At 67.4% G+C, this 25,336-nt stretch carries 17 protein-coding genes; 8 read left to right on the top strand and 9 right to left on the bottom strand.

The genetic code is table 11. From position 1 onward, the window contains the following. The first annotated feature begins 11 nt into the window (after positions 1-11). Positions 12-1,220 (top strand): alpha/beta fold hydrolase, encoded by a 1,209-nt coding sequence (locus FCN18_RS15605; RefSeq protein WP_137095447.1) that lies wholly within the window; start codon positions 12-14, stop codon positions 1,218-1,220. A 506-nt stretch (positions 1,221-1,726) separates the two neighbouring features. Here the strand turns inward: FCN18_RS15605 and FCN18_RS15600 are convergent. Further along, the gene (locus FCN18_RS15600; RefSeq protein WP_137095446.1) at positions 1,727-2,743 is read right to left on the bottom strand and encodes an alpha/beta fold hydrolase; all 1,017 of its coding nucleotides are present in this window, start codon (positions 2,741-2,743) and stop codon (positions 1,727-1,729) included. After that, positions 2,740-3,396 carry a TetR/AcrR family transcriptional regulator gene (locus FCN18_RS15595; RefSeq protein WP_112267688.1) on the bottom strand — a complete coding sequence of 219 codons (657 nt, stop codon included), beginning with the start codon at positions 3,394-3,396 and terminating at the stop codon, positions 2,740-2,742. The genes FCN18_RS15600 and FCN18_RS15595 overlap by 4 nt, the downstream gene beginning before the upstream one ends. A gap of 59 nt (positions 3,397-3,455) precedes the next feature. Between FCN18_RS15595 and FCN18_RS15590 the strand changes: the two genes are divergently transcribed. Genes FCN18_RS15590 through FCN18_RS15580 form a run of 3 tightly spaced genes read left to right on the top strand, consistent with a single transcriptional unit; the run spans position 3,456 to position 7,346 of the window. After that, positions 3,456-4,853, top strand: coding sequence for a hypothetical protein (locus tag FCN18_RS15590; RefSeq protein WP_137095445.1), 1,398 nt, complete (start codon positions 3,456-3,458; stop codon positions 4,851-4,853). Between the two features lies 1 nt (position 4,854). After that, a complete protein-coding gene (locus FCN18_RS15585) occupies positions 4,855-6,327 on the top strand; it encodes an acyl-CoA reductase (protein WP_113641778.1) in 1,473 nt (490 codons plus the stop codon). Positions 6,328-6,332: 5 nt separating this feature from the next. Next, positions 6,333-7,346 carry an aldo/keto reductase gene (locus FCN18_RS15580; RefSeq protein WP_137095444.1) on the top strand — a complete coding sequence of 338 codons (1,014 nt, stop codon included), beginning with the start codon at positions 6,333-6,335 and terminating at the stop codon, positions 7,344-7,346. A 473-nt stretch (positions 7,347-7,819) separates the two neighbouring features. Here the strand turns inward: FCN18_RS15580 and FCN18_RS15575 are convergent, their stop codons facing one another. The 6 genes from FCN18_RS15575 to FCN18_RS15550 all read right to left on the bottom strand — a co-directional run bounded on the left by FCN18_RS15575 (position 7,820) and on the right by FCN18_RS15550 (position 17,535). Further along, a complete protein-coding gene (locus tag FCN18_RS15575; RefSeq protein ID WP_137095443.1) occupies positions 7,820-9,559 on the bottom strand; it encodes a family 43 glycosylhydrolase in 1,740 nt (579 codons plus the stop codon). A 177-nt stretch (positions 9,560-9,736) separates the two neighbouring features. Beyond that, positions 9,737-12,358 (bottom strand): hypothetical protein, encoded by a 2,622-nt coding sequence (locus tag FCN18_RS15570; RefSeq protein WP_137095442.1) that lies wholly within the window; start codon positions 12,356-12,358, stop codon positions 9,737-9,739. Between the two features lie 31 nt (positions 12,359-12,389). Then, positions 12,390-13,943: an ABC transporter substrate-binding protein gene (locus tag FCN18_RS15565; RefSeq protein ID WP_158303108.1), complete on the bottom strand. Its 1,554-nt coding sequence runs from the start codon at positions 13,941-13,943 to the stop codon at positions 12,390-12,392. 37 nt (positions 13,944-13,980) lie between these two features. After that, entirely contained in the window at positions 13,981-14,736 is a 756-nt protein-coding gene (locus FCN18_RS15560; protein WP_137095441.1) for an alpha/beta fold hydrolase, read from the bottom strand. 212 nt (positions 14,737-14,948) lie between these two features. Then, on the bottom strand, positions 14,949-16,472 hold the full coding sequence (locus FCN18_RS15555; RefSeq protein ID WP_158303107.1) for an ABC transporter substrate-binding protein: 1,524 nt from the start codon (positions 16,470-16,472) through the stop codon (positions 14,949-14,951). Positions 16,473-16,518: 46 nt separating this feature from the next. Further along, positions 16,519-17,535, bottom strand: a complete 1,017-nt coding sequence (locus tag FCN18_RS15550; RefSeq protein WP_137095439.1) for a D-2-hydroxyacid dehydrogenase — start codon at positions 17,533-17,535, stop codon at positions 16,519-16,521. Positions 17,536-18,201: 666 nt separating this feature from the next. Here FCN18_RS15550 and FCN18_RS15545 point away from each other — a divergent pair. The 4 genes from FCN18_RS15545 to FCN18_RS15530 are packed head-to-tail and all read left to right on the top strand — an operon-like array spanning position 18,202 to position 23,928. Continuing rightward, positions 18,202-19,143, top strand: a complete 942-nt coding sequence (locus FCN18_RS15545; protein WP_112267668.1) for an ABC transporter permease — start codon at positions 18,202-18,204, stop codon at positions 19,141-19,143. Continuing rightward, on the top strand, positions 19,113-20,939 hold the full coding sequence (locus FCN18_RS15540) for a dipeptide/oligopeptide/nickel ABC transporter permease/ATP-binding protein (protein ID WP_137095438.1): 1,827 nt from the start codon (positions 19,113-19,115) through the stop codon (positions 20,937-20,939). The genes FCN18_RS15545 and FCN18_RS15540 overlap by 31 nt, the downstream gene beginning before the upstream one ends. Further along, complete coding sequence (locus tag FCN18_RS15535) at positions 20,939-21,796, top strand: ATP-binding cassette domain-containing protein (protein WP_112267664.1); 858 nt, start codon at positions 20,939-20,941, stop codon at positions 21,794-21,796. Before FCN18_RS15540 ends, FCN18_RS15535 begins: the two co-directional genes overlap by 1 nt. A 56-nt stretch (positions 21,797-21,852) precedes the next feature. Continuing rightward, positions 21,853-23,928, top strand: a complete 2,076-nt coding sequence (locus FCN18_RS15530) for an alpha-amylase family protein (RefSeq protein ID WP_137095437.1) — start codon at positions 21,853-21,855, stop codon at positions 23,926-23,928. A gap of 250 nt (positions 23,929-24,178) precedes the next feature. Here the strand turns inward: FCN18_RS15530 and FCN18_RS15525 are convergent, their stop codons facing one another. After that, positions 24,179-25,204: a LacI family DNA-binding transcriptional regulator gene (locus FCN18_RS15525; RefSeq protein ID WP_137095436.1), complete on the bottom strand. Its 1,026-nt coding sequence runs from the start codon at positions 25,202-25,204 to the stop codon at positions 24,179-24,181. Positions 25,205-25,336: the final 132 nt, after the last annotated feature.

The following is a 25,336-nucleotide window of genomic DNA, read 5'->3' as shown; positions in this document are numbered from 1 at the left end:
AGTTGAATCGAATGGCCGAGACACTGACCTCCGCATGGTGGGACGCCTTCGCCAGCGAGGCGAACCACGACACGCGTTTCAACGACGCCGCCAAGTACTTCCACGGACGCATTCAGATCGACTACGGCACTGGTGTGACGAGCTTCCTCGTCGCGGGCGGCCGCGTCCTCGATGTCATGGACGGTCCCGCGCCGCGCGGTGCCGATGTCGTGTTCCGTGCGCCCCGTGACGAGTGGGACCGCATCGTCGCCAGGGAGTCCGACTTCATGAAGGCGACCACCCCTGGCCTCGGCCGGCTCGAGATCGACGGTGACACCGTTCTCGCCATGGACAACATCCGTGTCGTCCACCTTCTGCTCAAGGTCATGGCGCGGGTCGGCAGGCGTCCCGCGCCGGCCCCGGCGCCGTCCCCCGATCCACGCCCGTCCGGCGAACCCACCGTGGGGAGGTACATCACCGTCGACGGTATCCGCACCTACTACGAGGAAGCCGGCCAGGGACCGGCCATCGTCTGCTTCCACGCCGCGTGCCAGGACTCTCTGATGTATCGCTACGTCCTGGACAGCTTGTCGGATCAGTACCGTGTCATCGCGGTCGACGCGCCCGGTCACGTCAAGACCGACCTGCCCGCTGACGGCCCATTCCAGAGCCTCACGAGGCACGCGGAGTTCAACGAGGCCTTCATGGAGGCGCTCGGCCTGAGCAAGCCGTCCATCATGGGCTGCTCGATGGGCGGCAACCTCGTCCTCGAGCTCGCCGCCCGGCGACCGCAGGCCTATGCCGCGGTCATCTCGTCGTGCGGTGCGGATTACACACCGACGATGTCGGGGTTCCTGCTCGAAATGCTGCTCCGCAACGGGCAGCAGATCGTCGAGACGTTCTGCGAGTCCCTCACCGGGGCGCGCACGCCCGAACACCGGGCGAGAGAGGCAGTCTGGCAGATCCGGCGCAACGTTCCCGAGGTGATGGCGGGTGACCTCATCGGCTACGCGGGCTTCGACCTGCGCGAGCACGTGGGCCGGATCGAGGCGCCCGTGCTCCTGCTGAGGGGCGAGGCCGACTGGCTCGTCTCGAAGGAACAGGTCGAGGCGACCCAGAGCCGCATCCCGGGCAGCCAGGTGGCCGTGCTTCACGGCACGGGCCACTACCCGATGATCGAGAACCCGTTCGAGTTCAACGAGGCCGTTCGCGGTTTCCTGCACCAGAACGGATACAAGTAGTCATCGTCGGCGCGATCCGCTTGAGCGCGGGAGACACCGCCGAGTCACTGGTGGACCGCTCGCGGCCGGACATCTTGATCCATGGCGTTCGGCGCCTCGGGGACAGCTGGTCTGTGCCGGGAGTTTGCAGTGTCCTGAGTTGGGCACGCCGAGTCCGCTGTGGCGGCGCAGTCGGTTGTGCCAGATCTGAAGGTCGTCCGGAAGTCTCCGCACGACCCTGCCGGAGTGGGTGACGCGCTGTGTCGCACCAGTTCAAGCATGTTGGTGCGACACAGCGCGACGATGGCCACTCGGAGGCATCGTTCCGCCTGGCTAGCCTGCCGATCCCGACCGCGCCGAACGCGCCTTCCACTACCTCCTGGCCCGCCACTGAACACGGCCGCGGGCCCAGCCGGCGCGCCAGGACGAAACGCTGCTGTCGCGCGCCCGCGGTCGGCTTGGACCCTCCTCCCGGCCTCACCGATTCGCGTGCTCGACGGAGCCGGATTCGGGAGCGTCGGATTCGACTAACCCCCGGGTTCCGCTGCGGCACTGGAGAACGCCACCCAAGACCCCCAACTGTCGATGCGGTGCCACAGCCGCTCGCGCGTGCCGGCGAAGTTGTGCATGTGGCCCATCCGCGGGCAGATGTAGAGGTCGACCGACGTGGCCGAGAGATAGGCGCGGGGCTCGCCCTTCGGGTCGGCGATGATGTCGCGTTCACCCATGGCGACGAGGACGGGGACCTCAACGGCCGCGGCTTCCGGGGCGATCACGCCGGGGGTCAGGACCGAGTCCGTGACGCCGAGGGGAACGGTCGGCGAGGCCCAGGGCCCGCTGTGGACCTGGGCGGGGTCAAGGTCCACATCGTCGTAGAAGAACAGCCAGTGGTTGCTGGCGGAGGCGAGTTCGGGTGTGGCGGCCGCGCGGCGCGCGGCTTCGTAGCGTTCCGCGTTGAGGACGACCGGGGGCCGGCCGGCAGACACGTCGCGCAGGCGCCACGGCCGGACCAGCGGTGTCGCTCCGGGCGGGGCGGGTGGATGGGAGTGCACGACGCTGTAGCCGAGGACGGCGATGCCGTCGTAGCAGTGATGGCGACCCTGCTGCACCACGGTCAGGCTGCCGCCCATGGACTGGCCGATGCCGAGGACGACGGGATTCCGTAGCGGAGGAAAGTGATCGTCCACAGTGCCCTGTTCGAGCCGGTCGAGCACGACGCGTTCCGCTGCCAGGCTCGCCGTCGTGATCGCGGTGTAGTCGAGCCGGTGGGACTCGTGCGTGCTGCTGTCCCCGGCGCCGAGGTGGTCGATCGACACGAAGACCCAGCCGCGGTCGGCATGCCATTCCGCCTGGCTGACGTCGCCGCCGGGTAGGGGGTGAGCGAAGTACTCTCGCGAGAATCTCGCGCCGGGCTTGGCGAAGCACACGATCGGAGGGGCGCCGAGCTTGTCCGGCGTCGGCAGGTGCACGGTCGCCGCGATAGTGGCCGTCTCGCCGAGCCCGGCGACGCCGGTGACATCGAGGGTGAGGTCGGTCCGTTTCATCGGCGCTCGTCCGGGCGCGCGAGCACCCCGTGCAGAAAGAGGGACACGGCGTGGCGGAGGTGCCGCTCCTCGACCTCGGGCGGCCTGGTGACGCCGAAGGCCGCGAGCCGGGCCGGCACGGCCGCGACCATGGCGAGGAACTGCTCGGCGGCGATCTCGGGGTCGTCGACGGCCACCGTGCCCTGCTCGGCGTGACGACGGAGAACGTCCATGATGGTCTGGATGCGTGGCGACCAGGTCAGTGACTGGGCGCCGCGGGCGAACTCGGGGAAGCGCACGGCTTCGGTCATCGCGATGCGGCTGAGCCGGACGAGGTCGGGGTCGACAGCCCTGGCCAGGGTCGAGCGCGCGATGGCGAGCAGCGCCTCGCCGAGGTCATCGGGCGTGGAGTCGACGGCGGGCTCCTCGTGCTGCTGGCGAGCCATGGCCCACTGGACGACCGCGAGGAACAGCGCGCGCTTGTCCGGGTATTTGCCGTAGAGCGTGCGCTTGCTGACCTCGGCCGCCTGCGCGACGGCCTCCATGGTGGTTCCGTCGAACCCTCGATCCAGGAAGACGTCGAGCGCCGCTCGCCGGATCCGCTCGCCCAGCTTCGCCGCCTCGGCTTGCGTGGGTCGTCCGGCCCGGGTTCGCCCGGTCGATTTCGCTGCCACGACGGGAAGTATACGGACGGCGTTGACTTAAGTAAACGATCGCGTGTAATTTCTGCGCCATGAGCCGAACCTCAGCAGTGTCGCTGGATCCCGCGAACGTGGCCTCCTGGGCGGAGTATCCGTTCGAGGTGTTGCTGGCCCTGCCGCTGGCCGAAGTCGAGGAGCCGCAACGCGTGGCACTCGCCCGCGCCTTCGAGACCTTGCGGCCGACGGTCGCCGCGTTGGACAAGCTCGCGGCACGGCAGGGCGTCGACCGCGTCGACGCGATCGACGACGTGATCCCGGTCCTGTTCGATCACCGGGTCTACAAGAGCTATCCCCTGAGCCTGATCGAGAAGCGGCAGTTCCCGCGTCTCACGGCGTGGCTGGACCGGCTCACCCGGCACGACCTGACCCAGGCGTCGCTCGACGGGGCGAACTCGGTGGACTCCTGGCTCGACCGGCTCGACGAGCACGGCATGATCGTCGGCCACTCGACGGGCACCACCGGCAAGCTCAGCTTCATCCCGCGTTCCCGCACGGAGTGGCCTGCCTGGAAGGCCGCCTACTTCAGCGTGCTGCACGCCGCGACGGGCGTGGACACCCGAACGGTCCGGATCCCGTCGTTCGCGACCGGGCACCGCTCAGGGCATCAGATGATGACGAAGATGGGCAGGCTCTTCGCGCAGGAGCAGGCCGGGGGCGAGGCGGCGCGGCGCACGCTGCACGACTACGCGCTGTCGTCCGATCTGCTGTCGCTGGCAGGGCGGCTGCAGACCGCCGAGGAGCGCGGCGAGCTGGACGAGCTGCAGATCGACCCGCGCATTCTCGACGAGCGCAAGCAGCTGATCGAGGCGAGCCGGCACCGTGACGACGACCTGCGGCGCTGGTTTGCCGAGCTGGCCGAGGAGTTCCGTGGCCAGCGCGTGCGGATCGGCGGCACCTCCGCGGACCTGGTGCGGATCGCGCTGAAGGGCCGAGAGGCCGGCATCGTGTGCGACTTCGCCCCCGATTCGATCCTGATGGCCGGGGGCGGCATGAAGGGCTTCAAGGACGCGCCCTCGAACTGGGAGGAGCTGCTGAAGGAGTTCTTCGGCATCGACCGGATCCGCAGCATGTACGGCATGTCGGAGTGCATGGGCACGGCGCCGTTGTGTGAGATGGGCTTCTTCCACTTCCTGCCCTACACGATCCCGATCGTGCTCGACGCCGACGCCCGCCCGCTCCCACGCCAGGGTGTCCAAACGGGACGGCTCGCGCTGTTCGACCTGCTGGCCGAAACCTACTGGGGCGGATTCATCTCCGGCGACCGCGTCACCATGCACTGGGACGAGGACTGCCAGTGCGGCTGGAAGGGGCCGCGCATCGAACGGCACATCGTGCGGTTCGGCGAGCTCGACGGCTGCGACGACAAGATCACCTGCGCCGGTACCGCCAAGGCGTACAACGACTTCATGGACTACGTGAGCGAGGCCTGACATGACCGTGACCGCCGAGCCCGGAACGTCCGTCATCGACATCCCGATCATCATCCGTGGCCGCGTCATCGAGCCGGGCGACGACGCGATCGAGTTCGGCGGTCGCGGCGGGGCGCGGTTCCGCTGCCCGGACGCCCGCAACCATGCCGCCGATCTCGTCCTCCGGGACGCCAGTGACCTCACCGACCTGCACGAGACCCCGATCGACGAGATCATCGACTTCCTCGCCGAACTCGGTCCACGTCTCGACCTGGACCGCAACCCGCTGCTGCAGACGGCTTTCCGGCTCTGCCTGGACGCGGGGGAGCTGACCGAGCCGGTGCTGCGGCCGGTCTACGAACAGCTGCCCGGCATGTTCCGGCGTTCCCGCATGAGCGCCCAGGTCGAGAAGATGCTCGGAAAGTCCTATCTGGACGGCTGGGTGGAGCTGGGACGGCGGGGCGCGTCCACGATGCGCATGCGGGCCATCGGCACGCGGCAGGTCCACGTGATCGCGGGCAACGTGCCGATCGTGGCGGCCCTCACCGTGCAGCGCGCCGCTCTGACCAAGGGTGACTGCCTGATCAAGACACCGTCCAACGACCCGTTCACCGCGGCGGCCATCGTCCGCGCGATGATCGACCTCGATCCGGACCATCCGGTGACCCGGCATTTCGCGGTCGCCTACTGGAAGGGCGGCGACGAGCAGGTCGAGCGGCAGATCTACCGCCCTTCGCGGATCGAGAAGCTGACGGCGTGGGGCGGCATGTCGTCGATGAAGCACATCCAGAGGTACCTGGTTCCCGGGATCGAGCTCATCAGTGCCAACCCGAAGCTGTCGATCTCCATCGTCGGTCACGAGGCGCTCGAGAACCCTGCCGCACGGGAGGAAGCGGCGCTGGGGGTCGCGCTGATGGCGGGACGGATGAACCAGACCGCCTGTTCCAGCACCCGCGTCGTCTACGTGGAGTGCGGCACGGACCCGGACGACCTGGACCGGCTCGAGGAGTTCGGCATCGCCGTACACAAGGCGTTCCTTGGCCTGCCCCCGCACGAGTCCACCGCGCCGAAACGTCCGGATCCCGGCCTGGAGGACGAGTTGCGGGCCGTCGCCCTCGACGACGAGTTCTACCGCGTCATCGGCGACACCGCGAGCGCCGGTGTGGTGGTCTCCCGCACGGACGAGCCGGTGGAGTTCGCCGACAGCCTCACCAACCGCGTGGTCAACCTCGTGCCGATCGCCGACATCAGCCGGGTGCCGCGCTGGGTGAGTGAGGCGACCCAGACTGTCGGCATCTACCCGGAGCGGCTGCGCGAACGGTTGCGCGACGACCTGGCCCTGCACGGCGTGCAGCGCACCCTGCCGCTCGGCGCGTCGCTTTCGGCGCAGGCCGCCGCCGATCCCGATCAGACCGTCGGCCTCCCCCACGACGGGACCGAACCGATGCGCCGCAGCGTCCGCTGGGTCATCGACCAGTCCGTGGACCCGGTGTGACCACAATGGACATTAGAAGTCTCGGCCCCGGCGGCCTTTCCGTCTCCCAGCTGGCGCTCGGCACGATGACCTTCGGCATGAAGGACTGGGGCTGCGACGAGGACACAGCGATCGCGCTGGTGCACCGCTACCTCGACGCGGGAGGGAACTTCCTCGACACCGCCAACGCCTACGGCCGGTCCGAGGAGATCTGCGGCAAGGCGGTGCGGGGACACCGGTCGCGGGTGGTGCTCGCCACCAAGGCCGGGCTCCCGGTGGGGCCCGGCCGGCACGACCGGGGCAGCGGCCGTGCTCACCTGCGGTCGGCGTGCGAGGGCAGTCTCCGCAGGCTGGGCACGGACTACATCGACGTGTACTGGGTGCACGTCGACGACGAGGCCACACCGCTGGAGGAGACGGTCGAGGCGCTGGACGAGCTCGTGCGGGAAGGCAAGGTGCGGCACGTCGGCGCGTCCAACTTCCGCGCCTACCGGCTGATGAAGGCGCTGTCGGTCGCCGACCGGCTCGGCGCCGCCAGGTTCGTCGGGTTGCAGGGTCAGTACAACCTCATCGTGCGCACCCTCGAGCGCGAACACCTCCCGCTGCTGGCGGAGGAAGGACTCGGCCTCGTCTCCTGGAGCCCGCTGGCCGCCGGCATGCTCACCGGCAAGATCACGCCGGGGGAGCGGCCCGAGGGCACCCGGCTCGGGCAGCGCGAGGTCGCCTTCGACGCGCTGGTCAAGAACGAGCACGGGTTCCGGGTGGCCGGACAGGTGCGCAAGGCGGCGGCCGAGATCGGCTGCACGCCGGCGCAACTGGCGCTCGCGTGGCAGCGGACGCGCCCGGTGACCTCGGTGATCATCGGCGCCCGGACCCTCGCCCAGCTCGATGACAACCTGGCCTCGCTGGACGTGACCATCCCGCCGGACGTGCTGGAGCGGCTCGACGAGGCGACACGCCTGCCCGACGAGTACCCGGGCACGTTCATCGACATCGTCCAGGGCTGGCTGCGCGGTACCCGGCCCGGCGTGACCGCGTGAGTTCCCGGGTCGGACCGGACGCGGTGCTCGGGCCCGCCAGGCCGTGGCTGCGGCGCTGGACCTGAACGCCACCGACGCAGCGTGTACAACGGCAAGGGTTGGATTCCGACCTCAATTGTGGGCGGCCTTTCACGGCCGGTCCCCGGCGAATGCGTCCGGGATCGACGACCGGCAAGCTGAATGACGCACTGCAGAACGGGAGGACGTTGGAGTCCGCCGAGTAGCGCAAGGCCGCCGACCGGGTGGTGCAGGAGCGGCTGGCCGAGCTCGTCCCCGTCATCTTCTACACGCGCCTCGCCCGCGGTCGAGCTGGCGCCAGGCGTGCACGGTGCCGCGATGTACGGCTTCCGGCTCACCGCTGCCCGAGGAACTGTGGATCGAACCGTAGTCGGTGACGCAGCCGCGACTGCGCTGAGGCGGTGTCGCGGTCTGCTTCCCGACTTCAACGAGGCGTAGGGCGGGATCGGGGCGAGTCAGGCGATCTTCGTGACCGGGCCCGCGGTGATGCCGTTCTCGTTGAAGGAGTCGATGGCGACCCAGTAGTCGGCTCCCGCGTTGAGGGTTCGCAGGTCGAGGTCGTTCTGTTCGTAGACCAGCCAGCTGTGGTAGAGCTTGTCGGGCGCGATGCCGTAGCGGACGTTGTAGCCCTGCGCGGTTGCGCTGGCCTCCCATTCGATGCGTGCCGTCCGGTCGTCGACTCGGTTCGCTCGCGCGGTGACGGCTTCGGGCGCTTGACCGTCACCGATGCCGAACACGCGCAGCCCACTGATCGAGAACGGGCCGTCGAAGGGCATTCGCCCGGCGGTGACCCGGACGTATCGGGCTCGCTGCGAGGGTTCGAGCACTACGAAGGCGTGTGGAGCGTCTTCGTTCGATCCGCGGTTGTCCGAGACCGTGTGCCACTGCTCGCCGTCCGGGGAGATCTCGATGAGGGTCTCGGTCGGGTGGGCATCGGGGTAGATCGCGCGCCGCTCTCCGGCGGCTTCCGCGACATCGGGGAGTTCGGGGGCGTGCGCGGCCAGGTCCTGGTCGGCGAGGTTGAGCTGGATCGCGTTGATGGTGCGTTCTTCGCCGAGGTCGACGCGGAGCCATTCGCCCGGCTGCGTCGTTGCGGCGGTCCACCAGGTACGGATGTCCTCGTTGACGGCGAGTTCGGGTCCGTGTCCTTCGGCGGATGAGGAGGCGATGGTCTTCGCGCGGAAGGACTGCAGCATCCATCCGGCGAAGGTTTCGGTCCAGGGATCGGCGCGGCGGTCCGGCACGATTGTCGGGTAGTCCCCGAAGTTCTGGTTGCAGAACAGGATTCCATCGGTGTCGAACCCGGCGGGGAAGAGCCCGACGCGCCGTTCGAATTTGTGGTGCACCGAGACGCGCATAGTCGAGGCGTGCCACCAGTTGCCGTGCTCGTCCTGGAAGGTACTGCCGTGGCCGGCGCCGGTGGCGAACCCGCCTGGCTTCGAGGAGAACGGGCTGTCCGGCGCGTACTCGAAGGGACCCAGGGGCGAGGATGCGGTGTAGTAGCCGTCCGCGTAGGTGTTCCATTGGGTGCCGGGTGCGGCGTACTGCAGGTAGTAGGTTCCGGCGTGCCGGGTCATCCAGGCCCCTTCGATGAAGGGGCCGTCGCCGAGGTGCTCGGCGATCCTTCTGGCCAGCTCCGTCGTGGGTTCGGCTTTGACGTGGTTCTCGCCGACCTGTTCCCAGCCGTGCCGGTCGGGGTCGCCGCCGAAGAGCGGGACCGGTTCGCCGATGCGGTCCATCGTGTCCGGGTCGACCCGGACACCGGTGATGGGTTGCCTGTTCGAGCAGCCCCAGTAGAAGTAGACGGCGCCGTCGTCGTCCTGGAACAGGTGCGGGTCCCAGAAGGGGAAACCCCCGTTCACCAGGGTGAAGTCGTCGGCAAGGGGGTTTTCGCTGCGGTAGAACGGGCTGTCGGTCTGCCGGGACGCCGAGACGTAGAGGGCGCCGTTGATCTCGCGGACGTCGGGGGCGTAGTCGAGCGGCGCGAGTTTGGTGCTGGCCCGGTACTCCCAGGTGCGCAGGTCCGCGGAGTGCCAGAAGCCGGCCGACATGGACGCGAAGAGGTAGAACCGGCCGCCGTACCGGATCACCGACGGGTCGGCGGCCTCACGGTGCACGGTCCGGCCGCCGGCCATGGGGCGCAGGTCCTGGTAGCGGTAGGAAAGGTCCATCGGGTTGCAGACGACGGAGGTCATGAAGGCATGCTTTCTGGTTCGGTTGGGCCGGCGGACGGGCTCGGCAGGGACAGCAGCCGATCGCTGTCGATCCCGCCGCCGGTCAGGTTGAGGACCTGGTCATCGCGCGACCTCTCGCCGTCACCGGGGCCGGATCCGGCTCGCGTCATGGGCGAGGTCATGCGAGTCCGGAGCGGTTCAGGCTCCTTTCCATGAGGTGCTGTGCACCAGGATGTAGGGCTGATTGGCCAGACCCGGCTCGAGGCCCGGGAGGATCACGGGCGGATCGCCGGCGGTCTGCGCCTCCACGAAGAGCACGAGCGGGAACGAGCCGGCGGTGTACTCGGCGGGAATCGACGCCGTGAAGCCGCCGTCGCACCGCCGCATCTCGGCGGTCTGGAAGCGCTCGCCCTGATTCAGCCGCCGGTAGTGCAGCGTTGCCCGGTCGACCGATCCCTCCGCATCGCGCAGGCGCACCGGGAAGGCACTGCCGCGCTCGAACCTGTCCGCTGTCTCGACGCGTGCCCGGGTGCTGCTTCGCACGAGCGCCGCGGCCGGAACCGGCTGGGCTTTCGTACTACTCGCGGACGCCGCCGATCGAGCCTGGCTCAGCTCGAGCTTCAGCAGATGCAGGTCCTCCCTCATCGCCATGAGCCGATCCGACCAGTGGCCGCGCTCCGACACACCGACTCCGAACGCCATGTCGTCCTGGTAGACGCCCGCGACCGCGGAGGGTATCCGTGCGTACGCGGCGTGAGCCTCGCCCAGCACCTCGACAGCGCGCTCCAGCGCCGTCGGATCGGCAGTGCGCCGGAATATCGCGTAGTCCACCGCGGCTCGCAGCTTGCCGGCGAAGAAGCGCCCGAGCTCGGCGAGCACGCGCAGATCGACCAGAGTCCGTTCGGTCTGGGGGGCCTGGCTTCCCGCCTCCGCTGTCGCGGTGAGCCCGCGCTCACCGTCCGCCACGAAGGAGTCGATCCATGCCGCGACCTCGACAGGCGTGTACTTCCCGCTCACCTGGCCGCTCAGCAGGTCGTCAACGAACTCCCCGACCGCGTAGAACATGGTCGGATCGAACGGGCTCACGCCCTCCCAGGTGCGCGGCTCCGCCGTGTCGAACGCATAGTGGGTCGCCTGCTTCCAGTAGGAGATCGCGAGGTCCACATACATTTCGGGCCAGTAGAAGTTGTTGGCGCCCGAGACCCCGTGCACGACCGTGACGAGGGGCAGGATCTTGCTCAGCGCACTCAGCGCGCGCTCGATGTGCGGGGCTGCCACGCCGTACTCGCTGCTGAGAAATCGCCGCCACGTGTCCGGGTGCGCGTCGGGGTTGTAGAGGAGCCGGCCCCACAGGAGGTAGGTGTACCGGTACTTGCGCCAGTCATGCACGTCGAGCCGCAGGTCGCTTCGGAGGTACGGGTCACGACCGTACGGCCGCCCGGTGCCTTTTCGGCCTTTGAAGTACAGCGGCTCGCAGAACTCCAGTCCGCGGGAGCCGCCCAGGGTCGCGTATCGGCCGAATCCCGCGGCGATCTCCGGGTCGCCCCAGAGCAGGAGCTTCTGGGTTCCCGGCCACATGCGGAACATCACGTCGACCGTGCGGTCCTCGGAGAGGTAGTCGGCATAGCCGTAGCGGGTGAACCTTCGTTCCCCGTTCGTCACCCCGGTGACAGACCGGTCCATGCCCGCCCACGTGAGGGGAGTCAGCTCTCGTTCGCGGATGGAGGCCTGATGGTAGGGCAGCCCCATGTGCTCGGCCCAGTACTTCGCCGAGATCACCGGGCGAATGTTGGGCTTGTCCACGGCCCGCAACAGTGCGCTGTCGACCCCTTTCGCATGCATGTCGACCTCGATGGGACGGCCGATGTCGGAGACGGCCTGGAAGACCTCGTTCCAGAAGTGCTCGTGTCCTTCCTCGTGAACGCCGCCCTCGTGGTGTACCCGGAACGTCAGCCCGTCGATCTCGGGAACCAGCCGAAGGAGCTTCGCGAGCGCCGCGGCGGAGTAGGAGGCATGGATCTGTCTGCTGATCCCGAGGATCGGATACCAGTGGGGCGAGTCGTAACCGAAGTCGTACGCGTGGTTCCACAGCCCGAGCTGGAACGTCATCCCGCGCCGCCGCGTCTCCTGCGCGATGTACGCGAGCGACTCCAGGTTGCGATCGCGCTCCGCGTCGGTGACCCCTTGCGCGCGAACCTCGTAGCCCGGCACGTCCAGCAGGAAGGGGTACGGGAAGCACAGGTAGTTGTCGGTCGCTGTCCGGCTTTCCGTTCCGGTGCCGTAGTTGTACTGCATTCCCAGCGCGAGCTGGAACCGGTTGAACCGCTGCAGGGCCAGGTGGTCCAGGTACGCGGTCCAGAACGCGCGATCGTGGAACCACGGAGTGTCCTCGTGCGCACTGGAGAACGAGCGCTGGATGCCGCGGACCGGCACAGCGGGCCGGTCCGTCTGAACCTGAGCCCGCTCGAGCGCGGAAGCGCCCTCATGTCGAAGGCGCTCCGCCACTTCCGTGAGAGCGTAGGCGTACCCACGGGCGTCGTTCGCGGCAACCGTGATCCGCGGTACGCCATCCGGCTGAGGTTGAACGGCGAACGTGAACGCCTCGGACACGCCCGGCGGGTTGTCCAGCCCCTCCCTCCGGAGCGTGGCGTGATCGTCCGCGGAGACGAGCAGTACCCGGAGGAGATCAGCGTTCGAACCTGTCCCGAACGCGCGTCGCGCGGCATCGGTCAACTGAGCGAGGGCCCACGGGACGGGCGCCTGGTCCACGACGCGAGCGTCGGCACAGTGCACGTCGACGTGGTGTCGGTCAGGGGTCATGCGGACTTCTGTTCCTTATCTGGGCGCCAGGTCATCCTCCGGCGACGCCGAACGTCCTGATGCTGGGGAACCCGTTCGTACCGTCGCCGAGGAACTTGACGTCCTTCGTCGTCACCATGGTCGAGTGCAGGAAGAAGATGGGAGCGAAGAGCGCCTGCTCGACGACGTAGGCGTTCAGCTCCTTGAAGATCTCGGCTCGACGGTCCGGATCCGTCTCCGCGTGGGCCTCCTTCTCCAAACGTTCGAACTCGGGCGACGACCAGTTGAAGGGGTTCTGCGAGGAACTGTGGAACTGCCGCTGCAGCTCGCGAGGCGCCACATCGTTCCCGACCAGGAAGAAGTACATCGGGTACTTGCCCTCCGCGACCGAGGCGGTCGCGTTCTGCGCCGGTGCGGGATCCCAGCTGACCCGGATACCGATGTCGCCGAGTGCCTGACTGATCGTCGGTTGGAACGGCAGCGACATGGGAGTGCTGGGCATGTTCACGCTGAATCCGTTCGGGTATCCAGCGTCGGCCAGCAACTTCTTTGCCTGCTGCGGGTTGTACTCGTACAGGCGCTCGAGTTCGGGATCGTATGCTTCGCCTGCGCGGCCGAACTGCTGGTTCGTCGGAGAACCGGCGCCGGCAAGCAGCTTGTCCACGATCTCTTCCCGGTCGAACGCCATGTTGATCGCCTGCCGGACACGCACGTCGCCGAGTGGCTTGAGGCGTGTGCCCTCGCGGTCGGCCAGATTGAGATAGCCCGCCGACGAAGCGGAATTCGACACGACGTTGAACTCGGTGGGACTGAAGGAGTCGACCTGGCTGGCCGGGACGACGGAGGCGTCGATCTCACCCGAGCGCAACGCGTTCATCGTCGCCGCCTGGTCGGCGATGACGCGTACGGTGATGGTCGCGAAGGGATAGGCGTCGGCGTTCCAGTAGTCGTCCCTTCGTTTCAGCACATAAGAGGATCCGTTGACGGTGGCCGACGTGTCGAGGACGTACGGGCCCGAACCCACGGGATTGGTCGGCGTGCGCGACTCGTCGACGGTCGCCGGGTCGGCGATCACTCCGGCCTCCAACGCCATGTTGTAGATGAACGACTGATCGGGTGTGGAGAAGCGCACGACGACCGTGTTCGCGTCCGGTGCCTCGACGGAATCGACGGCGCTCATCTTGGACTGTTGCTGCCCGGGAGTCGCCTTGTTCCGCTTGAGGTTCGCAACGACGGCGTCCGCGGTGACGGGGGCACCTGTACTGAACTTCATCCCCTTGCGCAGGGTGAACGTCAGCGTGCGCGCATCGTCGCTGTACTCCCAGCTCTCGGCCGCGTTCGGCTGCAGCTTTCCCGCGTTGTCGTAGTACACCAACGTGTCGTAAATGGCGCCCCAGACGTAGGACTGCGTTCCACCGTCCAGCTGCGCCGGATCGAGCGAGCGCGGTGCCGCCAGGATGCCGATGGTCAGCTTCGCACTGTCACCGGTCGAGGGGTCCCCCGTGGGGGAGCCGCACGCGCTCAACGCGAGAACCGCGGTGCCGGCAATCGCGACGAATCCTCGTCGGGAGAACTGTTTGTTGCTGATCTGTTCCAGGGTGTTCACGTGTGACCTCATTGTCTCGGTGGCGTGCGTTTGGTGATTACTGGAGGAGAGCGGCGATCGCCTCAGGTTGCTCGACGGGTGCCAGGTGTGCGGTGCCCGGGAGCACCACGTGACGCGATCCGGGCACCGCTCGCGCGATGTTCTCGAGATCAGCCACCGGATTGGCCGTGTCGGCTTCGCCGCTGACCACGACGGTCGGTGCCCGGATCGCTGCGAGGTCCTCGTTCACGTCGGCCGTCGCGAGTACGTCGCAGGCGGCCGCATAGCCCGCCTGATCGGTCGACTCCAGTTCAGCGCGGAAGCTCGCGACGGTGTCAGGGTGTGCCTGCTGAAACTCTGGGGTGAACCATCGGTCGATGATCCCGGGAACCAGCGACTGGAAGCCTCCGTCCCGGACGAGCCGGCCGCGCTCGACCCAGACGTCGCGCCGGAATCTGGCCGCGCAGCAGATCGCGGTGAGCCGGTGCACCCGGGTCGGTGCGACCGCGGCCGCCCGCAGGGCGACGAGACCACCCAGTGAGACCCCGACGACGTGTGCGGTCTCCACCTCCGCTACGTCCATGGCGGCGAACATGTCGTCGACCAGATCGTCCAGGGTGAAGGGCTGCCCTGCCGGTAGATCGCGATCCCGCTGGTCGTACCTGATGGTCGCGATACCAGGGGGCAACGATCTGACCACGCCGTCCCACATGCTGGTGGTCGTGGCGAGTGAGTTGACGAAGATGATGTCCGCACCTGCGCGCCGCTCGTCTCCCGTCCACGTCCGGACCACGTCAGGCTTACGCCTTGTCACGGTATCGGTTCCCTTCACCAGCGCCGTGCTCCGGCGATCTCGAGTACTTGTGGGCACTAGGCCGGAAGTCTGTTGCTTGAGTCGGTGGATCCAGGTTTCCGCTGGCAAGGCGCCGGTCCGTCCTCGTACTGGGCCGTACTTGGGCGGACCGGCAACGCAGCCAGCAGGAAGATGGGCCGCCGAATTATGTGGCGCACTTCCGGCGGGGGGCACTAGTCGCCGACACCGAACACCCGGATGTCGTTGAGCGACTCGGGCCCGCCGACGTACTTGATGCCGCTTGCCGTCGCCCACGTCGTGCTCTGCAGGAAGAAGGGTGCGAGCCAAGCGTCCTTCACCGCGAAGTCGTTGATCTCGCGGTAGAGCTGGTTCGCCTTGTCCAGGTCGGTTTCGGGAGCGAGTTTCCTCAGCAGGGCGTCGAGTTCGGGATCACGAGTGCCGAAGGGGTTCTGCGACCCGGACTCGGAGAAGTAGAGCTCGGTGGTCCGGGACGGAGGTGCCACGCCGCCCAGGTTGAAGTACATGCCCCAGCGCGTGGTCTGTCCGGACTGCTGCGCGGGCACGGGCTCCCAGTCGACCTTGATCCCGACGTCGGCGAGCGCCTGCGTGAGCGTGGGCTGAAGCGGCTGTACGTACACGGTGGCCGGCATGGTGATCGAGAAGCCGTTGGGGTACCCCGCCTCGGCGAGCAACCGCCGCGCTTTGCCTGGGTCATATGGGTAGTCGTCGTTGAGATCGGCCTGATAGGCGGGGGAACTCGGGTTGAAGGGCTGCGTCGTGGGCTGTCCCTGTCCGCGGAGGATCGCGTCGACGATGCCCTGACGGTCGATCGCGAGGTTGATGGCCCTGCGGACCCGGACGTCGGCGAGAGGCGGCGCCACGACGCCTTCGCGGTCGGCGATGACGATCCCTCCGACGGTGACGCCGTCGACCTTGGTGAGCGTGAAGCCCGACCCGGACACTTGCTTCGCCTGTGTCGGGTCAACGGTGCCGGCGTCCAGTTCACCCGTGAGCAGTGCGTTGAACAGTGCCGTCCGATCCTGGATCACCTTGACCGTGACTGTCTTCATGGGGTAGGCGTCGACGTTCCAGTAGTCGTCCCGCCGTTCGAGAACGTACTTGGACCCATCGACCGTTTCCTCGCGGTTCAGCACATAGGGGCCCGAACCGATCGGGTTGAGCGCGGTCCGCTTGTCGTTGATCGTGTCCGGATCACCGATGACACCGGAGCCGTAGGCGAGGGAGACCAGCAGGTTGGGATCCGGTTGGCTCAGCTTGAGCACGGCAGTGTGCTCGTCGGGAGTGCCGACCGACTCGATCGCGCTGAGGTTGCCCTGTTGAGGTCCCGGGGTGTCGCGTGTCCGTTCCAGTGTTGTCTTCACCGCGTCCGAGGTCACCGGATCGCCGTCGCTGAAGGTCAGGTCGTCGCGCAGGTTCAGGGTCAGAGTGCGCGCATCGTCGGAATACTCCCAGCTCTTCGCGGCGCTGGGCTGGATCTCGCCGTCGTTGTCGATGTAGAGCAGCGTGTCGTACAACGACGCCCACACGTACCGCTGGGTGCCGTCGTGGAGCTGGGCGGGATCGAGCGAGTTCGGCGCGCTCTGCACCGCGAACGCCAGCGTCGCATCGCCTTGGGTTCTCCCGGTGGAGGAGTCGCCGGCGGTGCCGCAACCGGAGACGGTGAGCGCTATCGCGCCGGCGATGGCGCCCACGGTGACGTGGACTTTGCCTGGCATGTCAGGCTCCTTTGCCTTGCAGTGCCTTGATGGGGGATGGGGGAGATCACGCCGGCCTGCTCTTGGTGAACACATCGCGTGGGGTGATCATGTTCAGCAGTGGTTCGCCGCGACGGTACCGGGCGATGTTCTCCGTGATCAGGTCGATGGAGCGCTGCGTGCGATCGGGCAGCATCGGGGTCATGTGCGGGGTGATCACGACGTTCGGCATGTCCCACAGCGGCGAGTCCTCCGGTAGCGGTTCCGGGTCCGTGACGTCGAGACCCGCGCCGGCGATCTGCCCCGCGCGCAGCGCCTCGATCAGAGCGTCCTGGTCGATGAGCGGTCCCCGCGCCATGTTGATGACGTAAGCGCCGTCTTTCATAGCCGCGAACTGCTCCGTCGAGAACAGGTGGTAGGTCTCGTCCGTCAACGCGGCGGCGATCATGATGACATCGGATTCGAGAATGAGCGGGTCCAGCGAGTCGCCGGCGTCGGTGGAGAGCATCACGTCGACCGACGGGTGCGCGTCACCGGCCTTGCGGCGCGAGGCGATGACCTTCATCCCGAAGGCTTTTCCGAGCTCCGCCATGGCCTGACCGGTGTGTCCGAACCCGACAATGCCGAGCGTTTTTCCCCACAGGGCGAGGCGATTGTGGTAGTCGGGGATGCCGCGCCAGAGGTGCGCGTCCTGCATCTCGAAGAGCTGTCGCGCGGCGAACGTGAGGCTGAGCGCGAAGAAGAAGCCGTGCTGCGCGAGAGCGGGGGCAGAACGTCCGGCGGACCCGGTGACGATGAGCCCGCGCTCGAAGGTCTCGGGACGCGCGGAGCGAGTCAGTCCGGAATGGTCGCAATGCACCCAGCGAAGATGGGGGGCCGAAAGAAACCGCTCGTCGAGGTCGAGTGGGAGGACAGCGACGTCCGCGTGCCGCAGCGCGGCCTCGATCCCGGCGTTGTCACCCGGGTGCAGGTGAACGAACTCCGCGGGCGCGAACGCATTCCGCAGCTGCTCCACGTCCTCCGGTCGATAGAGGACCGTGGACAGGACGCTGCGAATCTCGCGGGGCCGCTGCGTTTGGGACATCGGTGTGGACTCCTTCGTATCCACTGCCGGGCGCTCAGCACGACAGCGTGAATACGATGCGCTGATCGGCGACCGCGTGTCAACCGGTTGCTGAATGTTCTGCGCAGTATCGCGCCGGGTATGGGCCGGAAGCGGGTGACGTGCCCGCGTGGCCGAACGTGGGGAATCCCTGTGGGGATGGCGTCGCCGACTCCGCGCGGATGCGAGGGCGATTGGTCGATCGACGTCGAGGCCGACGCGGAGCCTGACCACCGGCTGCTGGACTCCGCCGGCATTGATCGCGCCGATCGACGCCGCCCGGAACTGACTGATTTGCTGCTTCGCCTCCGCTGTCGAAGGTCGCTGGACCCTCCGGACGACAATCGGTTGCCGCGACGGCTGCTCGCGCGAATCGCAACTCTCGGCAACCGGTTGTCGGACTGGTGGAGCTGTGCTTTACTGACCGGGGTCCGCGGCCCGACGACTGATGGATCCGGGCCAAAGCCCGACTTCACGCAGCATCGGAGTGCGCGATGCCCGGCTGGTCGACAAAGGGGTCAACGCGATGCACGATTGCTCTGCAACGAGGCAGACGCCGCAGCAGGTCCGCTGGGACGAAGGGCCACCCCTCCCAGATAGCGACCCGGTGTTCGCTGACGATCTGTCCCGCACGGTCGAGGTGGGCTGATGCTCGCCTACATCCTTCGACGCGTCCTCACCGGCGCCGTGCTCGGCGTGCTGGTCACCTTCCTGACCTTCTGGTTGCTGAGCTTTTCCTTCGACGGCGTGGTCGCCAACGTGCTCGGGCCGGCGGCGTCGCCGTCAGCGGTGGCGGCGTTGAAGGCCGACCTCGGGCTCGACCGGCCGCTCATCGTGCAGTACCTGGACTGGTTGGGCGGCGTCTTCGGCGGTGATTTCGGCGTTTCCTTCTTCACGAGCGAACCGGTGACGGATGCGGTCGTGTCCCGGCTCGGCGTCACCCTGTCCATCGTGCTCATCGCCCTCGCCCTGAGTGTCGTCGTGAGCATCATCCTCGGAGTGCTCGCGGCGAGCCGGGCCGGCGTCATCGACCGCGTCTCGCAGGGAGTGTCCCTGCTGGGCCTGCTGCTGCCCAACCTGCTCATCGCGATCGTGCTGGTCGTGGTCTTTGCCATCAATCTCCGGCTGCTTCCCGCCACGGGGTACACCCCGTTCGGTGAGAGCCCGCTCCGGTGGGCGGCGTCGATCACGATCCCCGTCATCGTGCTGGTGATCAACGGCGTGTCCAACATGTCGGCACAGATCCGCGGCACGATGATCGGTGAGCTGCGCAAGGACTACGTCCGGACGTTGCGCACCCGTGGGGTGCCGACGTGGTCGATCGTCTACAAGCACGCCCTGCGCAACGCCGCCGCTCCGGCACTTGTGGTGCTGTCGCTGGAGTTCATCGCGATGTTCGGCGGAGCGTTGATCATCGAGAACGTGTTCGCACTGCCCGGTTTCGGCTCGTTCGCGTTCAACTCCTCCATTCAGGGAGACATCCCTGTGATCATGGGTGTCACGGTGTTCAGCGTCATGCTTGTCGTCGGCGTGAACCTGCTGACGGACCTGATCAACGGATGGCTCAACCCGAAGGCGAGGATCTATTGAGTACCGAAGCGGCGGGCGCCGAATCCGAACCGACAACGGTCCCAGCACGTCGTTCGTCGTTCCGGCGTCTGCTCAAGGACCCCCAGGCGGTGATCTCCGCCGCGGTGCTGTTGATCATCGTGTTGCTCGGGATTTTCGCGCCGTGGATCGCCGAACACGGACCGAACGACGCCGCGCTTTCCGCGGTGAACGCCCCCGTCGGCGCACCGGACTATCCACTGGGCGCTGATCAGAACGGCCGGGACATCTTCTCCAGGCTGCTCTACTCGATCAACACGAGTGTGGTCTCCGCGCTGATCGGCGCTGCGGTCGCCATCAGCATCGGCCTGACGTGTGGTCTCATCGGTGGATACTTCGGTGGACGGATCCGAGGTGGCATCGAGTGGGTCTTCAACCTGATCATGACGTTGCCCGGCATCCTCCTGCTGATCGTGCTCATGCCGCTCACCAAGGGCGACTTCCGCGTGACGATGCTGATCTACGGTGTCCTGCTCGCACCCGGCATCTACCGGCTGGTGCGAAACGTCACCGTCGGTGTGCGCAACGAACTGTACGTGGACGCGGCGAGGGTCTCCGGGCTCTCCACCCTCAGGATCCTCGGCCGCCACGTGATGCCGGTCGTGCAAGGGCCGGTGATCATCTCGACCGCGTTCCTCATGGGGTCGGCGATCGGCGTGCAATCCGGCCTCGCGTTCCTCGGTGTCGGCTCGACCGAGGTGCCGAGCTTCGGCGCGATGATCGCCTATGGCTTCACGAACCTGTACGTGGACTCACTGCAGTTCGTCTGGCCGGCGCTGATGCTCGGTGTCATGACCGCGTCGTTCGTGCTCTTCGGCAACTCGCTGCGAGACGCGCTCGAGGGAGCACGGCCCAAGGCGTCCTCGGTGAGCAAGTCCGCCGGCTCGAAGGGTCCGGCCCGGCACGAGCAGGCACCGAAGAACCCCGGCGATGCCGACGCCCTGCTCAGCATCGAGAACCTGCACCTCACGTATCCGGACCCGAGCGGAACGCCGAAGCCCGTGCTGAACGGTGTCTCGCTGGCCGTGCGGCCAGGAGAGACCATGGGCCTTGTCGGGGAATCGGGATCCGGCAAGACCCAGACGGCCTTCGCCGCGCTCGGCGTCCTGCCAGGCGAGGCTTCCATCCCCGAGGGCTCGATCAAACTTGACGGACGCGAGCTCATCGGCTTGTCGGAGCGTCAGCTGCGGGGCATCCGGGGGCGCGACATCGCGTACGTGCCCCAGGAGCCGATGTCGAACCTGGACCCGTCGTTCACGATCGGCGCGCAGATGGTCGAGAGTCTCCGTGCGGCCTCCTCCGTGTCCCGGTCGGCCGCGCGCAAGCGAGCCATCGAGCTGCTCGGCCACGTCGGCATCGCGGATCCGGAGCGAACGATGCGCCTGTATCCCCATCAGATCTCCGGCGGTATGGCACAGCGTGTGCTGATCGCGACCGCGGTCGCCTGCCGTCCCCGTGTCCTCATCGCCGACGAGCCCACCACCGCTCTGGACGTGACCATCCAGGCCGAGATTCTCGACCTCCTGCGCGACCTCCAGGCGGAGATGGGCATGGCGATTCTGCTGGTCACCCACAACTTCGGAGTGGTCGCGGACATCTGCGAGCGAATGGCCGTCATGCAGGACGGGCGCGTCGTGGAAACAGGTGACGTCGCAGAGGTCTTCCGGAATCCCCAGCACCCCTACACGCAGAAGCTCCTCGCCTCGATCCTCGACGAGAGCGTCGTCCGCGACGACGACCGTGTCCTGGCAGGCGAATCGTCGGAGGGCATCAACTGATGGCCGAGAAGCTGCTCGAGGTCGAGAGCCTCCACGTCGAGTTCCCCGGACGGGGATTTCGCGCCAAGCCTCACGAAGTCCTTCACGGGGTTTCCCTGACCATTGATGACGGAGAGGTGCTGGGGCTCGTGGGCGAGTCCGGATCGGGCAAGACGACGATCGGACGCGCGATCCTCGGCCTGGTCAAGGCCAGCGGCGGAGAGATCCGATTCCAGGGCGAGAACATCACCCACGTCGGTCCGCGGCGCCGACGTGAGCTGGCACGTGACATCCAAGTCGTGTTCCAGGACCCGTACTCGTCGCTGAACCCCGCGCTCACGGTGGGCGACATCCTCAGCGAACCGCTCGTCATACAGGGCTCCACCACGCGCGATGCCCGTGCCAGGGTGAAGGCGCTCCTGGACCAGGTCGGCCTGCCGGCCGACGCGGCGGAACGACTGCCTCGTGAGTTCAGCGGCGGACAGCGGCAGCGCGTCGCGATCGCGCGGGCGCTCGCCCCTCAGCCGAAGCTCATCGTGTGCGACGAGCCCGTCTCGGCGCTCGATCTCTCCACTCAGGCACTCGTGCTGAAACTGCTGATCGACATCCAGCGCGAGACGGGTGTGGCGTTCCTTTTCATCTCGCACGATCTCGCAGTCGTTCGGCACATCAGCCACCGCGTCGCCGTCATCTACCAGGGAGAGATCGTGGAGACCGGTCCGGCCGAGATCGTCACGTCCCGTCCCGAGCATTCGTACAGCAGGCGACTGCTGCTTGCGGCCCCGGTCGCGGACCCGATCGAACAGCGTCGGCGACGCGAGGAACGCAAACGACTCGCGGAGAACGGTTCGATGGAGACCGGAGCCGGCGTGCGTTGACACGTACTTCTCCACCAGCAAGCAAACAAGCGGACTTCACGACCGATAGGTGAACCATGTCCACGAGGCCATCGACCCCAGAGCGCGACCTGCCGCCTCACAGCAAGTGGCGGGAGCCATTCGGCGCTGTGCAGACCAACCTTCAGGACATCGACGCGCTGATGGATGTGGAGGCCGCCGCCGACGCGGTCGTCGAGTACGGCGCCGACACCTGGCTCCTGAACGCCGGCGGGATCCTGTCCTTCTACCCGACAGATCTGCCGTTCCAGACCCGCAACCCCATGCTCGGCCGGCGCGCGTCCGGTGATCTGCTCGGGGACGCGATGTCCGCGGCAAAGCGCCGTGGCCTCAAAGTGATCGCCCGGTTCGACATGTCGAAGGTCTCGTCGCGAATCGCGGCGGAACACCCCGAATGGCTGTACCGCTCACCTGACGGTGATCCGCAGGTGTACAACACCCTCTACAGCGTGTGTCCCTCGGGGGAGTACTACCAGGCGCGAGTCTTCGACGTCCTCGACGAGGTCCTCGACCGGTACGAGGTCGACGGCATCTTCCTCAACTGGTTCAACTTCAACGAGCGCGATTACGACGAGGTCGTGCACGGCCCGTGTCACTGCGGGGCCTGCGTGGAGGGCTTCGCGAAGTTCAGCGGTGGCGACGAGCTGCCGCGGGACATGACCTCGCCGGCATTCGGCCGGTGGCGCCAGTACGTGTCGACGACGCTTGCCGACCTCACGGCGAGGATCGTCGACCACGTCGAGGGCCGAGGACGGGATGTCGGTGTCGTACTGCGGCGCGGTGCGCCGATCGAGTACGTCGAGGGAAACAACGCCTACCGGGCAATGCCGGGCAAGGAGCTCTGGCCACATGCGACGGCCGAGGCGGTGAGCGCCCACGCATCCACGCGCCCGGACTCGGCGGTGCTGGTCAACTGCTGCGCGTTCATCGACAGCGGCTACCGGATGGCCAACGAGCAACCCGAGCACTTCGCTCAGTATCTGGTGCAGGCGATCGCGCGGGGTGGCAGCCCGTCGGCCTACTACTTCGGCGCCCCGGGGCGCTTGCCCGTGGAACCGGCGATCTCGCTCGGCCGTGAGGTGATGCGGTTTCGGGCACGACACCGCGAGCTCTACCAGGGCCTGCGGCCGGCCGCGCAGGTAGCCCTCGTGCGCCCAGACCACGGCTCGGCGGCCCCTGGGAAGTACTGGGACGTCCTCGAAGAGTTCCGCGGTCTCTACCTTGCGCTGCTGGAGAAGCATGTCCCGTTCGACGTCGTGCCGATCGATCGGCTCCGCACGCTCGCGGGGCAGGGCGCACTCGCGCGTTACTCGCTACTGATCCTGCCCGATGTGGGCGGGATCGATGGGCAGGCCTCCACGGTCGACGACTACGTTCGAGACAGTGGGAACCTTCTGCTGACCGGGTCGGCCGGGCTGAGCCGAGACGGGGCAATCGAGTTGGCATGCTCGCCGGCGCTCCGCGTGTCCGCGCCCGCCCTCGAAGGCGCCGCTCTGCGCTCGACCTACGTGGCCTTGCGAGCGCAGCCGCGCATCGACGAGTTCCACTACGCCGGCCCGCTCATCCCCGTCTCCGGGCGATACCAGCAGTTCGTCTGGAAACCGGGTGCCGCGAAGCAAGGAACAGTGCTGCCTCGTGCGCCGTTCGCTCCACCCGAAGTCGCCTACGGTCACGTCACCAGCGGCGACCCGGACGCCGTGCGCTTCTCCCATGGCAAGGGACAGGTCGTGCAGGTGCCATGGACGATCGGGCGCACCTACCGTGAATACGCGAAGACCGATGTGCGCGACCACGCCGTGGACATCGTTCGCTCCATCGTCCAGCCGTCGATCTCCGCGGACCTGCACGACTCCGCGGAGATCGTCACCGGCCGAAACCACGATCAGACCGTCGTCCACGTGATCAACCACAGTGGTGCGCGCCGCCGTTCCTACGGTCCCCACATTCCGGTCACGGGCGGGCGGCTCCGCCTCGCCGGACGAGCCGGTGATGCCCTCAAGGCGGAGGCCCTGCTCGCGGGCGAATCGCTCGCCAGCACCGCCGACGGGGACGATCTGATCGTCGAACTGCCGCCTCTCGGACTGTTCGAAGTAGTCGTCGTCACGCCCACGTGATCGCTGGGCCGTAGCCGTCTGCGGCCCGGAAGGTAGTGCGGGCCAGCGAGACCTGCCCGCCAGGCCGTGTCTAGGCCGTGTCTGACAATCCCGTTGCCGGCTGCGCAGGGCCAGCGCGGCGCTCGGTTCGTGCGGGGAACCCGCGCCCGGGGCATGCGTCGTCGGAAGGCCCAAGTACGGTCCGCCTGCGAGGGCCTTCCTCCGCCTGGCGAGCCACCACGCTGATCCCCGCTCGCTCGCCAGCGGATTGTCAGAAACGGCCTAGGCGTGCGCGATCGGTCGAAGATCGCTGCAGGAACTCGGTTCTGGGCACGGTGTGCCTGTGCGCCGCCTCGTTGTTCAGCTCTGCGATGAGCCGCAGCGCCGCCTGTTCTCCGAGAAGCGCGTGGGGAGTGCGAATCGTGGTGATGGGCGGGGACGTGAAGTCGGATCCGAAGATGTCGTCGAAGCCGACCAGGCTCAACTGCTCGGGTATTCTCATGCCGACCTCGTGTCCCGCCTTGAGGAGCCCGATGGCCATGAGGTCGTTGTAGGCCAGTGCGGCGGTGGCACCGCTCTCGCGGACGGCTTCGAGCGCGGCGGCGCCTCCCGCCACGGTAGGAACGTGAGGACCCAAGGTGACGACCTTCATCCCGCGGTCTCCGGCCTCCGAAGAGATCGTACGATCTCGCAGCCGGTTCATCCAGGAGGACGAAGGCCCCGCAATGTAGGCCAGCTTCTTGTGGCCGAGCCGCTGCAGATGGTCAAGGGCGTCCCGAATGCCCGGCCGGACATCCGCCACAACGCTGCCGATACCGCGCACCTTGCGGTTCACGGTCAGAATCGGTTTGCGTTTCCCGAGTTCGACGATGTCAGAATTGTCCAGGCGTGCGGCGACGAGAATCAGTCCATCGACAGAGCTCAGCAAGCGCTGGGCGGTTTCGTTCTCCAGATCAGCCGACTCCTGGCTCTCCGCGAGGATGAGTATGTAGCCACGGCTCGCGGCGACGCGTTCCGCGCCACGAATGAGTTCGAAGTAGACCGGGTTCGTGATGTCCGAGAGGGTCAGCGCGAGTGTCTGTGTCCGGCCGGTCGGCAGAGCGCGCGCCAGCGGGTTCAACCGGTACCCGATCGCCTCCGCGATCTCGCGGATCCGATGCTCCGTGCTCGCGTTGATCCGGCCCGGCTTGTTCAGGGCACGTGACACCGTGGAAGGGCTGACCCCCGCCATCCGCGCGACATCGTAGATGGTCGCCGGGGCGGCGCGGTCGGCTTGCCTTCTACCGTTGGTCGCCACACTGCCTCATTCCGACACCCTCGCTTCAGTCCGATGTCGACGTCCTGACACCACGCTGGGGAGCATACGCTTGGGGCGCAGCACTTCGCACACGGCGACGTCTCGGCCGCGGGGTGCGGGGAACGACGATCC

This window comes from Prauserella endophytica (assembly GCF_005146945.1).
GTDB lineage: Bacteria > Actinomycetota > Actinomycetes > Mycobacteriales > Pseudonocardiaceae > Prauserella_A > Prauserella_A endophytica.
Note: the sequence above shows the minus strand (reverse complement) of the source record. Positions and strands in the feature narration are given on the sequence as shown.

What these genes read in the sequence shown, in the direction of transcription:
- FCN18_RS15605 (WP_137095447.1), top strand. Translation starts at nt 12, where the DNA reads ATGGCCGAGACACTGACCTCCGCATGGTGGGACGCCTTCGCCAGCGAG.
- FCN18_RS15600 (WP_137095446.1), bottom strand. Translation starts at nt 2,743, where the DNA reads ATGAAACGGACCGACCTCACCCTCGATGTCACCGGCGTCGCCGGGCTC.
- FCN18_RS15590 (WP_137095445.1), top strand. Translation starts at nt 3,456, where the DNA reads ATGAGCCGAACCTCAGCAGTGTCGCTGGATCCCGCGAACGTGGCCTCC.
- FCN18_RS15585 (WP_113641778.1), top strand. Translation starts at nt 4,855, where the DNA reads ATGACCGTGACCGCCGAGCCCGGAACGTCCGTCATCGACATCCCGATC.
- FCN18_RS15580 (WP_137095444.1), top strand. Translation starts at nt 6,333, where the DNA reads ATGGACATTAGAAGTCTCGGCCCCGGCGGCCTTTCCGTCTCCCAGCTG.
- FCN18_RS15575 (WP_137095443.1), bottom strand. Translation starts at nt 9,559, where the DNA reads ATGACCTCCGTCGTCTGCAACCCGATGGACCTTTCCTACCGCTACCAG.
- FCN18_RS15570 (WP_137095442.1), bottom strand. Translation starts at nt 12,358, where the DNA reads ATGACCCCTGACCGACACCACGTCGACGTGCACTGTGCCGACGCTCGC.
- FCN18_RS15555 (WP_158303107.1), bottom strand. Translation starts at nt 16,472, where the DNA reads ATGCCAGGCAAAGTCCACGTCACCGTGGGCGCCATCGCCGGCGCGATA.
- FCN18_RS15550 (WP_137095439.1), bottom strand. Translation starts at nt 17,535, where the DNA reads ATGTCCCAAACGCAGCGGCCCCGCGAGATTCGCAGCGTCCTGTCCACG.
- FCN18_RS15545 (WP_112267668.1), top strand. Translation starts at nt 18,202, where the DNA reads ATGCTCGCCTACATCCTTCGACGCGTCCTCACCGGCGCCGTGCTCGGC.
- FCN18_RS15540 (WP_137095438.1), top strand. Translation starts at nt 19,113, where the DNA reads ATGGCTCAACCCGAAGGCGAGGATCTATTGAGTACCGAAGCGGCGGGC.
- FCN18_RS15535 (WP_112267664.1), top strand. Translation starts at nt 20,939, where the DNA reads ATGGCCGAGAAGCTGCTCGAGGTCGAGAGCCTCCACGTCGAGTTCCCC.
- FCN18_RS15530 (WP_137095437.1), top strand. Translation starts at nt 21,853, where the DNA reads ATGTCCACGAGGCCATCGACCCCAGAGCGCGACCTGCCGCCTCACAGC.